At 69.8% G+C, this 12,709-nt stretch carries 12 protein-coding genes; all 12 read left to right on the top strand.

All coding sequences use genetic code 11. The features are described 5' to 3' along the window. Positions 1 to 173: 173 nt before the first annotated feature. Positions 174 to 719, top strand: coding sequence for a LemA family protein (locus ACZ6MZ_RS30230; protein ID WP_469355533.1), 546 nt, complete (start codon positions 174 to 176; stop codon positions 717 to 719). Between the two features lie 102 nt (positions 720 to 821). Next, the gene (gene pdxS, locus ACZ6MZ_RS30225) at positions 822 to 1,745 is read left to right on the top strand and encodes a pyridoxal 5'-phosphate synthase lyase subunit PdxS (RefSeq protein WP_469355531.1); all 924 of its coding nucleotides are present in this window, start codon (positions 822 to 824) and stop codon (positions 1,743 to 1,745) included. Between the two features lie 6 nt (positions 1,746 to 1,751). Then, positions 1,752 to 2,342 (top strand): pyridoxal 5'-phosphate synthase glutaminase subunit PdxT, encoded by a 591-nt coding sequence (pdxT, locus tag ACZ6MZ_RS30220; protein WP_384190063.1) that lies wholly within the window; start codon positions 1,752 to 1,754, stop codon positions 2,340 to 2,342. A 62-nt stretch (positions 2,343 to 2,404) separates the two neighbouring features. Next, positions 2,405 to 3,157 carry a YebC/PmpR family DNA-binding transcriptional regulator gene (locus ACZ6MZ_RS30215; protein WP_384190061.1) on the top strand — a complete coding sequence of 251 codons (753 nt, stop codon included), beginning with the start codon at positions 2,405 to 2,407 and terminating at the stop codon, positions 3,155 to 3,157. Positions 3,158 to 3,331: 174 nt separating this feature from the next. Continuing rightward, complete coding sequence (gene ruvC, locus ACZ6MZ_RS30210) at positions 3,332 to 3,889, top strand: crossover junction endodeoxyribonuclease RuvC (RefSeq protein ID WP_384330179.1); 558 nt, start codon at positions 3,332 to 3,334, stop codon at positions 3,887 to 3,889. After that, entirely contained in the window at positions 3,886 to 4,512 is a 627-nt protein-coding gene (gene ruvA / locus ACZ6MZ_RS30205; RefSeq protein WP_469355528.1) for a Holliday junction branch migration protein RuvA, read from the top strand. The genes ruvC and ruvA overlap by 4 nt, the downstream gene beginning before the upstream one ends. A 76-nt stretch (positions 4,513 to 4,588) precedes the next feature. Then, the gene (gene ruvB / locus ACZ6MZ_RS30200) at positions 4,589 to 5,674 is read left to right on the top strand and encodes a Holliday junction branch migration DNA helicase RuvB (protein ID WP_469355526.1); all 1,086 of its coding nucleotides are present in this window, start codon (positions 4,589 to 4,591) and stop codon (positions 5,672 to 5,674) included. Between the two features lie 165 nt (positions 5,675 to 5,839). Further along, on the top strand, positions 5,840 to 6,289 hold the full coding sequence (gene yajC, locus ACZ6MZ_RS30195; protein WP_384190049.1) for a preprotein translocase subunit YajC: 450 nt from the start codon (positions 5,840 to 5,842) through the stop codon (positions 6,287 to 6,289). Between the two features lie 143 nt (positions 6,290 to 6,432). Further along, positions 6,433 to 8,199, top strand: a complete 1,767-nt coding sequence (gene secD / locus ACZ6MZ_RS30190) for a protein translocase subunit SecD (RefSeq protein WP_389787335.1) — start codon at positions 6,433 to 6,435, stop codon at positions 8,197 to 8,199. Between the two features lies 1 nt (position 8,200). Further along, on the top strand, positions 8,201 to 9,337 hold the full coding sequence (gene secF, locus ACZ6MZ_RS30185; RefSeq protein ID WP_389787336.1) for a protein translocase subunit SecF: 1,137 nt from the start codon (positions 8,201 to 8,203) through the stop codon (positions 9,335 to 9,337). Continuing rightward, on the top strand, positions 9,334 to 9,879 hold the full coding sequence (locus ACZ6MZ_RS30180) for an adenine phosphoribosyltransferase (RefSeq protein ID WP_389787337.1): 546 nt from the start codon (positions 9,334 to 9,336) through the stop codon (positions 9,877 to 9,879). The genes secF and ACZ6MZ_RS30180 overlap by 4 nt, the downstream gene beginning before the upstream one ends. 159 nt (positions 9,880 to 10,038) lie before the next feature. Continuing rightward, positions 10,039 to 12,597 carry a RelA/SpoT family protein gene (locus ACZ6MZ_RS30175; protein ID WP_469355524.1) on the top strand — a complete coding sequence of 853 codons (2,559 nt, stop codon included), beginning with the start codon at positions 10,039 to 10,041 and terminating at the stop codon, positions 12,595 to 12,597. Positions 12,598 to 12,709: the final 112 nt, after the last annotated feature.

Genomic DNA, 12,709 nt, shown 5'->3' with positions numbered 1-12,709 from the left:
AACACCTGTTAACCACCTGGACCGGCACCTGCCCCACCTGCCGACAACCCACCCCATGGCAGACCTACGACACCACCTAACAAAGCCCTACTAGGCCCTGTCCGGGAGCGGCACTGGCCGCGCGCGCCGGTGGCGGGGGCATCTCGTGGGCGGCCCCGGTAGCCTTGCCGTCCGTGACCGAAACCCTTATCTGGATCGTCGTCGGCGTCTTCGCGATCGGGCTCTACCTCAGCTGGACCGCCGGACGGCTCGACCGGCTGCACACCCGCATCGACGCCGCCCGCGCCGCTCTCGACGCGCAGCTGCTGCGACGCGCCTCGGTCACGCAGGAGCTGGCCACCTCCGGTGTGCTCGATCCGGCCGCGTCCCTCGTGCTGTACCAGGCCGCGCACGCCGCCCGGCAGGCCGAGGAGGAGCAGCGGGAGGTCGCCGAGAGCGAGCTGAGCCAGTCACTGCGGGCCGTGTTCGGCGAGACCGCGCAGGTCGAGGCCGTACAGGCCGCTCCCGGGGGCGAGGACGCCGCGGGTGAACTCGCCGCTTCCGTACGGCGCGTACCGATGGCCCGGCGGTTCCACAACGACGCCGTACGCGCGGCCCGCGCCCTGCGCCGGCACCGCAAGGTCCGCTGGTTCCGGCTCGCCGGGCACGCGCCGTTTCCGCTCGCCTTCGAGATGGACGACGAGCCGCCCATGGCGCTGGCCGACCGCCCCGGTTCGTAGAGAACGATCCACCGGCCTGCCATTGGCCCTTGCTGTGGACCGCTCCCGAGGCGTTCTCTTGCGGTGCCGTACTCCATCGCTTTCAGCCAGTGAGGTCGATCCGTGTCCACCACGCTCCCCACCACCCCCCAGTCCGCCGAGAACTCCGCGACCGGAACGGCGCGCGTCAAGCGCGGCATGGCCGAGCAGCTCAAGGGCGGCGTGATCATGGACGTCGTCACGCCGGAGCAGGCGAAGATCGCCGAGGACGCCGGCGCGGTCGCCGTGATGGCCCTGGAGCGGGTTCCCGCCGACATCCGCAAGGACGGCGGCGTCGCCCGGATGTCCGACCCGGACATGATCGAGGGCATCATCGACGCCGTCTCGATCCCGGTCATGGCCAAGTCCAGGATCGGCCACTTCGTCGAGGCCCAGGTCCTCCAGTCCCTCGGCGTCGACTACATCGACGAGTCCGAGGTGCTGACCCCGGCCGACGAGGTCAACCACGCCGACAAGTGGGCCTTCACCACGCCCTTCGTCTGTGGCGCCACCAACCTGGGCGAGGCCCTGCGCCGGATCGCCGAGGGCGCGGCCATGATCCGATCCAAGGGCGAGGCCGGCACCGGCAACGTCGTCGAGGCGGTCCGGCATCTGCGCCAGATCAAGAACGAGATCGCCAAGCTCCGCGGCTTCGACAACAACGAGCTGTACGCCGCGGCCAAGGAGCTGCGCGCCCCGTACGAGATCGTCAAGGAGGTCGCCGCGCTCGGCAAGCTGCCGGTGGTGCTGTTCTCCGCCGGCGGTGTCGCCACCCCGGCCGACGCCGCGCTGATGCGCCAGCTCGGCGCCGAGGGCGTCTTCGTCGGCTCCGGCATCTTCAAGTCGGGCGACCCGGCCAAGCGCGCCGCCGCCATCGTGAAGGCGACCACCTTCTACGACGACCCGAAGATCATCGCGGAGGCGTCCCGCAACCTGGGCGAGGCGATGGTCGGCATCAACTGCGACACCCTCCCCGAGACCGAGCGCTACGCGAACCGTGGCTGGTAACGACTCATGAGCACCCCTGTGATCGGAGTCCTGGCCCTCCAGGGCGACGTCCGGGAGCATCTGGCCGCCCTGGCCGCGGCGGACGCCGTGGCCAGGACCGTCAGGCGCCCCGAGGAGCTCGCCGAGGTCGACGGGCTGGTGATCCCGGGCGGCGAGTCCACCACCATGTCCAAGCTGGCCGCGCTCTTCGGGATGCTGGAGCCGCTGCGTACGCGCGTACGGGCCGGGATGCCGGTGTACGGCACCTGCGCCGGGCTGATCATGCTGGCGGAGAAGATCCTCGATCCCCGTTCCGGCCAGGAGACCATCGGCGGCATCGACATGATCGTCCGCCGGAACGCCTTCGGCCGCCAGAACGAGTCCTTCGAGGCGGCCGTGGAGGTCGCGGGCATCGAGGGCGGCCCCGTCGAGGGCGTCTTCATCCGTGCCCCCTGGGTCGAGTCCGTGGGCGCCGAAGTGCGGGTCCTCGCCGAGTACGGGGGCCATGTCGTCGCCGTACGCCAGGGCAACGCCCTCGCGACGTCGTTCCACCCGGAGCTCACCGGCGACCACCGTCTGCACCGGTTCTTCACCGACATGGTGCGCACCGCGGGGTGACCCCGTCCCGGTAGGATCTCTGCCGAACGGAGCAGAACCGGTTACGCGAAGGAGACAGGCAGATGTCCGGCCACTCTAAATGGGCTACGACGAAGCACAAGAAGGCCGTGATCGATGCCAAGCGCGGCAAGCTCTTCGCGAAGCTGATCAAGAACGTCGAGGTCGCAGCCCGTACCGGCGGCGCCGACGTCGAAGGCAACCCGACCCTCTTCGACGCCATCCAGAAGGCGAAGAAGAGCTCGGTGCCGAACAAGAACATCGACTCGGCCGTCAAGCGTGGCGCCGGCCTGGAGGCCGGTGGCGCCGACTACGAGACGATCATGTACGAGGGTTACGGTCCGAACGGCGTCGCGGTGCTCATCGAGTGCCTCACCGACAACCGCAACCGCGCGGCCTCGGACGTGCGCGTCGCGATGACCCGCAACGGCGGTTCGATGGCCGACCCGGGCTCCGTCTCGTACCTCTTCAACCGCAAGGGCGTCGTGATCGTCCCCAAGGGTGAGCTGGGCGAGGACGATGTCCTGGGCGCCGTCCTGGACGCGGGCGCCGAGGAGGTCAACGACCTCGGTGAGTCCTTCGAGGTGCTCAGCGAGGCCACCGACCTGGTCGCGGTGCGCAGCGCGCTCCAGGAGGCCGGCATCGACTACGACTCCGCCGACGCCAACTTCGTCCCGACCATGCAGGTCGAACTGGACGAGGAAGGCGCTCGCAGGATCTTCAAGCTGATCGACGCGCTCGAGGACAGCGACGACGTGCAGAACGTCTTCGCCAACTTCGACGTCTCGGACGAAGTGATGGAGAAGGTCGACGCCTGAGCCGCGTCTGACATGGCTTCACCTGACGGGCCGACGGGGACACACCTCCGTCGGCCCGTCGCGTTGTCAGTGGTGCCCGATACTGTGCTGACCGGACGTTGCTGATCAGGGGTTCTGCCGCATAAGTAGAACGCGTGGCCGAAAGACTGGGCCGAGGAGTGGGGGAGTGGCGAGATGCGGGTTCTGGGTGTTGACCCCGGACTGACCCGGTGCGGTGTGGGCGTCGTCGAGGGCGTCGCGGGACGTCCGTTGACGATGCTCGGCGTCGGCGTGGTCCGCACGTCCCCGGACGCGGAGATCGGCATGCGTCTGGTCGCCATCGAGCAGGGCATAGAGACCTGGCTCGACGAGCACCGGCCCGAACTCGTCGCGGTGGAGCGGGTGTTCGCCCAGCACAATGTCCGTACGGTGATGGGCACCGCCCAGGCGAGCGCGGTCGCCATGCTCTGCGCCTCGCGCCGCGGGATCCCCGTCGCCCTGCACACCCCCAGCGAGGTGAAGGCCGCCGTCACCGGCAGCGGCCGGGCGGACAAGGCGCAGGTCGGCGCGATGGTGACCCGGCTGCTGCGGCTGGCCGCCCCGCCCAAGCCGGCCGACGCCGCGGACGCCCTCGCGCTCGCCATCTGCCACATCTGGCGTGCCCCCGCCATGAACCGCCTGCAGCAGGCGCACGCGGCGGCCCGCCCCTCCCGTATCCCCACCACCGCACCCGTCCGGAAGGTCACGCGATGATCGCCTTCGTCAGCGGCCCGGTCGCCGCCCTCGCCCCGACCACCGCCGTGATCGAGGTCGGTGGCATCGGCATGGCCGTCCAGTGCAGCCCGGGCACACTCGCCGCGCTGCGGATCGGCCAGCAGGCCAAGCTCGCCACCTCCCTCGTCGTACGGGAGGACTCGCTCACCCTGTACGGCTTCGCGGACGACGACGAACGCCAGGTGTTCGAGCTGTTGCAGACCGCCAGCGGGGTCGGGCCCCGGCTGGCTCAGGCGATGCTCGCCGTGCACGCCCCGGACACCCTGCGTATCGCCGTCGCCACCGGGGACGAGAAGGCCCTGACGGCTGTCCCCGGTATCGGCAAGAAGGGCGCCCAGAAGCTGCTGCTGGAGCTGAAGGACCGGCTCGGCGAGCCGGTCGGCGCGGCCGTCGGCCGGCCGGGCATCGGCGCCGCGGTCGCCGCCTCCTGGAGCGATCAGCTGCACGCCGCCCTGATCGGCCTCGGCTACGCCACCCGCGAGGCGGACGACGCGGTCGCCCTGGTCACACCCCAGGCCGAGGCCGCGGTGGCCGCGGGGGACCAGCCCCCCGTGCCGCGGCTGCTGCGCGCGGCGCTGCAGAGCCTGAACAGAACGCGTTGAGCCGACACCGGCCGGCATCCGTGCCGTACTTCATGGGGCCGTCCTGGGACGCGCCGACTCCCCGAGGTGAGACAGAGTGAACTGGGACGACACCACCAGCGAGACCGAGGCGGCGGCCGACACGGCCGAGCGGCTCGTCGGCGCGTCCGCGGACGGCGAGGACCAGGCCGTCGAGGCGGCCCTGCGGCCCAAGTCGCTGGACGAGTTCGTGGGGCAGGAGCGCGTCCGTGAACAGCTGGACCTGGTGCTCAAGGCGGCCCTGGCGCGCGGCGCCACCGCCGACCATGTGCTGCTCTCCGGGGCGCCCGGGCTCGGCAAGACCACCCTCTCCATGATCATCGCGGCCGAGATGAACGCCCCGATCCGCATCACCTCGGGCCCCGCGATCCAGCACGCGGGCGATCTCGCCGCGATCCTCTCCTCCCTCCAGGAGGGGGAGGTCCTCTTCCTCGACGAGATCCACCGGATGTCCCGGCCCGCCGAGGAGATGCTGTACATGGCGATGGAGGACTTCCGGGTCGACGTGATCGTCGGCAAGGGCCCCGGCGCCACCGCCATCCCGCTGGAGCTGCCGCCGTTCACGCTGGTGGGGGCCACCACCCGGGCCGGACTGCTGCCGCCCCCGCTGCGCGACCGCTTCGGGTTCACCGGCCATATGGAGTTCTACGAGAGCGCCGAGCTGGAGCGCGTGATCCACCGCTCCGCCCAGCTCCTCGATCTGGAGATCGACGCCGAAGGCGCCGCCGAGATCGCCGGCCGCTCCCGTGGCACGCCCCGGATCGCCAACCGCCTGCTGCGGCGCGTACGCGACTACGCCCAGGTCAAGGCGGACGGACACATCACCCGTGCGGTGGCCGAGGTGGCCCTCGGGGTGTACGAGGTTGACGCCCGCGGCCTCGACCGGCTCGACCGGGCCGTGCTCCGGGCGCTGCTCAAGCTCTTCGGCGGCGGGCCCGTGGGCCTGTCGACCCTGGCGGTGGCCGTGGGGGAGGAGCGTGAGACGGTCGAGGAGGTCGCGGAGCCCTTCCTCGTACGGGAGGGACTGCTCGCCCGCACGCCGCGCGGCCGGGTCGCCACCCCTGCGGCCTGGGCACACCTCGGACTCGTCCCCCCGCAGCAGGGCCCCGGCACAAGCGGACAACAGGGCCTGTTCGGGACGTGACGGCAAGGACACGGGTGCACTCAGGAACCCCGGTGCGATGCTGGGCGTTGTTCCAACGATGCGGACTCGCTTAGACTCCGCCGATGCCGCCCTTCCAGGTCGGCATGCCCACCCCCGTATATCAGGCCGCTCGACAGCGCGGTCGTGTGAAGGAAGTTCCCTCCCGTGAGTCTCGTCACCCTCCTCCCCTTCATCGTGCTCATCGGGGCCATGTTCCTGATGACCCGGTCCGCCAAGAAGAAGCAGCAGGCGGCTGCGCAGATGCGCAACGACATGCAGCCGGGCACCGGCGTCCGGACGATCGGCGGCATGTACGCCACCGTCAAGGAGGTGCACGACGACATGGTCCTCCTGGAGGTCGCTCCCGGTATCCACGCCGTCTACGCCAAGAACGCGATCGGCGCGGTGCTGGACGACGACGAGTACAACCGGATCGTGCACGGCGACGACGACGCCTTCAAGACCGACGACGCGGTCGTGCCGGACGACGCTTCCTCACTGACCGAGACCGACGACACCCCGGACACGGCCAAGATCGACCTGGGCAAGAAGCCCGAGGCCGAGGAGGCCGAGCCCAAGGACGGCAAGGCTGACGGCGAGGCCGGCGCGAAGTAGTCACGACCGTGACGGAGGGCCGCCCAGCGGCCCTCCGCGGCTACGGCCGGTGCTGATTTCTGCGGGGGCAGGTCCCCACAACACTTCGTGGCCGCTCCGGCGCACACCCGGCGTGGGGCGGTTGGACAGGGAGAAACGAGAAGGTGGCAGCACCTAATAAGGGCCGAAGGCAAGCGGGGTCCCCAGGCAGGCCGGGGCGCACCCTGGCACTGTTCCTGATTGCCATGGTCGCCCTCACCGGCGGGATGTTCTGGTCCGGTCATGTCACGCCACGTCTGGGGATCGACCTGGCGGGCGGCACGAGCATCACGCTCCAGGCGAAGAACACGCCGGGCAAGCCGAACGCGATCAACAAGACCAACATGGACACCGCGGTCAGCATCATCGACCGCCGTGTCAACGGTCTTGGTGTCTCGGAGGCCGAGGTTCAGACCCAGGGCGCCGAGAACATCATCGTCAACATCCCCCGGGGCACCAACGAGAAGCAGGCGCGCGACCAGGTCGGTACGACCGCGCAGCTGTACTTCCGGCCGGTGCTGACGGTCGCGGCAGGCGGCCCGACCGCCCCGCCTCCCCCGAGTGGTTCCCCGAGCGGCTCTCCCAGTCCCTCGTCGAGCGCCTCGCCGGACACGGCCGACAAGCCGGCCGCGTCGACGACGCCCTCCGCGAGCGCGACCACCCAGGGCCGGGCCGTCACGGACGCTCTGAAGAAGGACGCGACACCCACTCCCAGCGCCTCCGGTTCGGACAAGCCCAGCACTTCGCCGAGCCCCAAGCCCTCGGGCACCCCCTCCAGCGACCCGGCCGCCGCCGCCCTGGAGAAGAAGTTCACCGATCTGGACTGCACGAAGCAGGGCCAGCGCACCACGGTCAACCAGGACTCGACGCCCAAGGACACGATCGTGGCCTGCGGCAAGAACTCCGGCGGCCAGTGGGAGAAGTACGTCCTCGGCCCCTCCGAGCTGCAGGGCACGGACGTCGACGAGGCCAAGGGCGTTCTCGACCCGCAGCGCGGCATGTGGATCGTCACGATGGACTTCACCGGCGGTGGCACGAAGAAGTTCCAGTCCATCACCGGCAAGCTGTCGCAGCAGCAGGCACCGATGAACCAGTTCGCGATCGTGCTCGACGGCAATGTCGTCTCGGCGCCCTCGGTGAGCCAGACCCTCGGCGGCAGCGCCGAGATCTCCGGCAGCTTCACCCAGCAGTCGGCCCAGGACCTGGCCAACATCCTGTCCTACGGTGCGCTGCCCCTCAGCTTCGAGGAGCAGAGCGTCACCACGGTCACCGCCGCGCTCGGCGGTGAGCAGCTCGACGCGGGCCTGATCGCCGGCGCGATCGGCCTCGCCCTGGTGATCATCTACCTGGTGTCGTACTACCGCGGCCTCTCGCTGATCGCGATCCTCAGCCTCGGCGCCTCGGCGGTCATGACGTACACGATCATGTCCCTGCTCGGCCCCGGTATCGGCTTCGCGCTGAACCTGCCCGCGGTCTGTGGCGCGATCGTCGCCATCGGTATCACCGCGGACTCGTTCATCGTCTACTTCGAACGAATCCGGGACGAGATCCGCGAGGGCCGTACGCTCCGCCCGGCCGTCGAGCGGGCCTGGCCGCGCGCCCGGCGCACGATCCTGGTCTCCGACTTCGTGTCGTTCCTCGCCGCCGCGGTGCTCTTCGTCGTCACGGTCGGCAAGGTCCAGGGCTTCGCCTTCACCCTCGGCCTCACCACGCTCCTCGATGTGGTCGTGGTGTTCTTCTTCACCAAGCCGGTGATGACGATGCTGGCCCGCAAGAAGTTCTTCTCCAGCGGTCACCCCTGGTCCGGACTGGACCCGAAGCGGCTCGGCGCCAAGCCGCCGCTGCGCCGCACCCGCCGTGTCAGTGCCCCCACCGACCCGAAGGAGGCGTGAGATGTCGCGACTCGGCGCACTCGGCGCCCGGCTCTACCGCGGCGAAGTCGGTTACGACTTCGTCGGGAAGCGCAAGTTCTGGTACGCGATCTCGATCCTGATCACCATCACGGCCATCGTCGGCCTGGCGGTGCGCGGCCTCAACATGGGCATCGAGTTCAAGGGCGGTGCGGTCTTCACCACCCCGAGCACGAGCGTCTCCGTGACCCAGGCCAGGACGGCCGCCGAGGAGGCGTCGGGACACGACGCGATCGTCCAGAAGCTCGGCAACGGAGGGCTGCGGATCCAGGTCACCGAACTGGGCACCAAGCAGGCCGGCCTCGTGAAGACCGAGCTCGCCCAGGACCTCAAGGTCGACGAGGAGAAGATCAACGCTGACCTGGTCGGGCCGAGCTGGGGCGAGACGATCGCCAACAAGGCCTGGACCGGTCTCGCGATCTTCATGATCCTGGTGGTGATCTATCTCGCCATCGCCTTCGAATGGCGTATGGCGGTCGCGGCGCTGATCGCCCTGATCCATGACCTCACGATCACTGTCGGTGTGTACGCACTCGTCGGCTTCGAGGTCACCCCGGGCACGGTGATCGGTCTGCTCACCATCCTCGGTTACTCCCTCTACGACACCGTCGTCGTCTTCGACAGTCTCAAGGAGGGGTCGGCGGGCATCACGAAACAGACCCGCTGGACCTACAGCGAGATCGCCAACCGCTCCATCAACGGGACCTTGGTGCGCTCCATCAACACCACCGTGGTCGCGCTGCTGCCGGTCGCCGGTCTGCTCTTCATCGGCGGCGGTTTCCTCGGCGCCGGCATGCTGAACGACATCTCGCTCTCGCTCTTCGTCGGCCTCGCCGCCGGCGCGTACTCCTCGATCTTCATCGCCACCCCGCTCGTCGCCGACCTCAAGGAACGCGACCCGCGGATCAAGGCGCTGAAGAAGCGGGTACTCGCCAAGCGGGCCGCCGCTGCCGCCAAGGGTGAAGCGGCCGACTTCGACACCGACAGCGACACCGACAGCGATGCCGACTTCGAGGACGGCCCGGAGGACGGGCTCGTCGGTGACGCGGCGCCCGCCGCCGCTGTCGCCGGCCCGCGTGGCCGCGGTGGCCGCGGCCGCCCGTCGGGCAGGCGCCGATGACGGACGCCAGCACCCGCGAGCTGCTGCTCAGCCGCATCCGTGATGTCGCCGACCATCCCGAGCCCGGTGTGGTCTTCAAGGACATCACTCCGCTGCTCGCGGACCCGAAGGCCTTCACGGCGCTGACCGACGCGCTCGCCGAGGTCAGTACCCGGCTCGGCGCGACGAAGGTTGTCGGCCTGGAGGCACGGGGCTTCATCCTGGCCGCCCCCGTGGCGATCAGGGCGGGGCTCGGCTTCATCCCCGTACGCAAGGCGGGCAAGCTGCCCGGCGCGACTCTGTCGCAGGCGTACGAGCTGGAGTACGGCTCCGCCGAGATCGAGGTCCACGCCGAGGACCTGGACCAGGGCGACCGCGTCATCGTCATCGACGATGTCCTCGCCACCGGCGGTACGGCCGAGGCGTCGCTGGAGCTCGTCCGGCGGGCCGGAGCCGAGGTCGTGGGCGTCGCGGTCCTGATGGAGCTCGGCTTCCTGGGCGGCCGGGCCCGGCTGGAACCCGCGCTGCGCGGGGCCCCGCTGGAGGCCCTGATCACGCTCTGAGCGGCCTTTCGATACGCGCGGACGGGCACCCGGGAACAACCGGGTGCCCGTCCCGCGTTGTGCGGTGCCCACGGTCCCGGGGCGAGAGGGACGCCCGGGGTCGATACCATGGAACCTCCGGGCCTGACCGGGGGACCTGGATCCGCACGAGGAGCGCCCTTGCCAGAAGAGGTCCAGCCACTGGCCGCCGCAACGCCCGATCACCACGCCGACCAGGCCGCGGCGGCGCCGGCCACACCGCAGGACAAGGCCGCGGTCGCGGCCGCGGAGAAGTCTGCGCGGACGCCAGCGGAGACCTCTGACGCACGGCCCGCGCAGACCCCCGCCGCACAGCCCCCGGCGAAGCCCGCGTCCGAGCGCCCCCCGACCCCGGTCACCGCACCCAAGCCCGGACCCGCCACCCCGTCCCGTTCCGGCGGCTCCTCCAACCGGGTGCGGGCCCGTCTCGCCCGGCTCGGTGTGCAGCGCTCCTCGCCGTACAACCCGGTCCTGGAGCCGCTGCTGCGGACCGTGCGCGGCAACGACCCGAAGATCGAGAGCTCGACGCTCCGCCAGATCGAGAGCGCCTACCAGGTCGCCGAACGCTGGCACCGTGGCCAGAAGCGCAAGAGCGGCGATCCGTACATCACCCACCCCCTCGCGGTGACCACGATCCTCGCCGAGCTGGGTATGGACCCGGCCACCCTGATGGCGGGCCTGCTGCACGACACCGTCGAGGACACCGAATACGGCCTGGACACCCTGCGCCGCGACTTCGGCGACCAGGTCGCGCTGCTCGTCGACGGCGTCACCAAGCTGGACAAGGTCAAGTTCGGCGAGGCCGCGCAGGCCGAGACCGTACGCAAAATGGTCGTCGCCATGGCCAAGGACCCGCGCGTCCTGGTCATCAAGCTCGCCGACCGGCTCCACAACATGCGCACCATGCGCTATCTCAAGCGGGAGAAGCAGGAGAAGAAGGCCCGCGAGACGCTGGAGATCTACGCGCCTCTGGCCCACCGGCTGGGCATGAACACCATCAAGTGGGAGCTGGAGGACCTCGCCTTCGCGATCCTCTACCCGAAGATGTACGACGAGATCGTCCGTCTCGTCGCGGAGCGGGCGCCCAAGCGCGACGAATATCTGGCCATAGTGACCGACGAGGTCCAGTCGGATCTGCGCGCAGCCCGGATCAAGGCCACCGTCACCGGCCGGCCGAAGCACTACTACAGCGTCTACCAGAAGATGATCGTCCGCGGCCGTGACTTCGCGGAGATCTACGACCTGGTGGGCATCCGTGTCCTCGTCGACACCGTCCGTGACTGTTACGCGGCGCTCGGCACCGTCCACGCCCGGTGGAATCCGGTCCCCGGACGGTTCAAGGACTACATCGCGATGCCCAAGTTCAACATGTACCAGTCGCTGCACACGACGGTCATCGGGCCCAACGGCAAGCCCGTCGAGCTGCAGATCCGTACGTTCGACATGCACCGCCGCGCCGAGTACGGCATCGCCGCGCACTGGAAGTACAAGCAGGAGGCCGTGGCGGGCGCCTCCAAGGTGCGTACCGACGTGCCGAAGAACGTGGGCAAGGGCGCCGGCCAGGACACCGTCAATGACATGGCGTGGCTGCGCCAGCTGCTGGACTGGCAGAAGGAGACCGAGGACCCCAGCGAATTCCTGGAGTCGCTCCGCTTCGACCTGTCCCGCAACGAGGTCTTCGTCTTCACACCCAAGGGCGATGTCATAGCGCTGCCGGCCGGGGCCACCCCCGTCGACTTCGCGTACGCCGTCCACACCGAGGTCGGCCACCGCACCATAGGGGCGCGGGTCAACGGACGGCTCGTACCGCTCGAATCGACGCTCGACAACGGCGACCTCGTGGAGGTCTTCACCTCCAAGGCGACCGGGGCAGGTCCCTCGCGGGACTGGCTGGGGTTCGTCAAGTCGCCGCGGGCCAGGAACAAGATCCGCGCGTGGTTCTCCAAGGAGCGCCGCGACGAGGCCATCGAACAGGGCAAGGACGCCATCGCGCGGGCCATGCGCAAGCAGAACCTGCCGATCCAGCGCATCCTCACCGGAGACTCGCTGGTCACGCTGGCGCACGAGATGCGCTACCCCGACATCTCGTCGCTGTACGCGGCGATCGGCGAGGGCCATGTGGCCGCGCAGGGCGTCGTACAGAAGCTCGTGCAGGCCCTCGGCGGCGAGGACGCCGCCAACGAGGACATCGCCGAGAGCGCCCCGCCCTCGCACGGCCGCAACAAGCGCCGCTCCAGCGCCGACCCCGGCGTGGTGGTCAAGGGCGTCGAGGACGTCTGGGTGAAGCTCGCCCGCTGCTGTACGCCGGTCCCGGGCGACCCGATCATCGGCTTCGTCACCCGGGGCAGCGGCGTCTCGGTGCACCGCGCCGACTGCGTCAATGTGGACTCGCTGTCACAACAGCCCGAACGGATCCTCGAAGTCGAGTGGGCACCGACCCAGTCCTCGGTCTTCCTGGTCGCCATCCAGGTCGAGGCGCTGGACCGGTCCCGGCTGCTGTCGGACGTCACCCGCGTGCTGTCCGACCAGCATGTGAACATCCTGTCCGCGGCCGTCCAGACCTCCCGCGACCGGGTGGCCACCTCGCGCTTCACCTTCGAGATGGGCGACCCGAAGCACCTCGGGCACGTACTGAAGGCGGTACGCGGCGTGGAGGGCGTCTACGACGTCTACCGAGTCACCTCGGCCCGCAGGCCGTAGGACAGCGGGACCGACGCCCGAACAGCGGGACCGACGCCGGAACCACGGCACACGCGAAGGGGCTCCCCGTACACCAGGTACGGGGAGCCCCTTCGCGTCGCGATACCGCCCG

This window comes from Streptomyces sp. NPDC042201, assembly GCF_055582185.1.
The sequence above is the reverse complement of the archived record's forward strand: the minus strand, read 5'-3'. Positions and strand labels throughout refer to the sequence as shown.

Excerpts from the sequence above, each read along its gene's own strand:
- pdxT (WP_384190063.1), top strand. The coding sequence starts at position 1,752 with ATGAGCACCCCTGTGATCGGAGTCCTGGCCCTCCAGGGCGACGTCCGG.
- ACZ6MZ_RS30215 (WP_384190061.1), top strand. The coding sequence starts at position 2,405 with ATGTCCGGCCACTCTAAATGGGCTACGACGAAGCACAAGAAGGCCGTG.
- ruvC (WP_384330179.1), top strand. The coding sequence starts at position 3,332 with ATGCGGGTTCTGGGTGTTGACCCCGGACTGACCCGGTGCGGTGTGGGC.
- ruvA (WP_469355528.1), top strand. The coding sequence starts at position 3,886 with ATGATCGCCTTCGTCAGCGGCCCGGTCGCCGCCCTCGCCCCGACCACC.
- secF (WP_389787336.1), top strand. The coding sequence starts at position 8,201 with ATGTCGCGACTCGGCGCACTCGGCGCCCGGCTCTACCGCGGCGAAGTC.
- ACZ6MZ_RS30180 (WP_389787337.1), top strand. The coding sequence starts at position 9,334 with ATGACGGACGCCAGCACCCGCGAGCTGCTGCTCAGCCGCATCCGTGAT.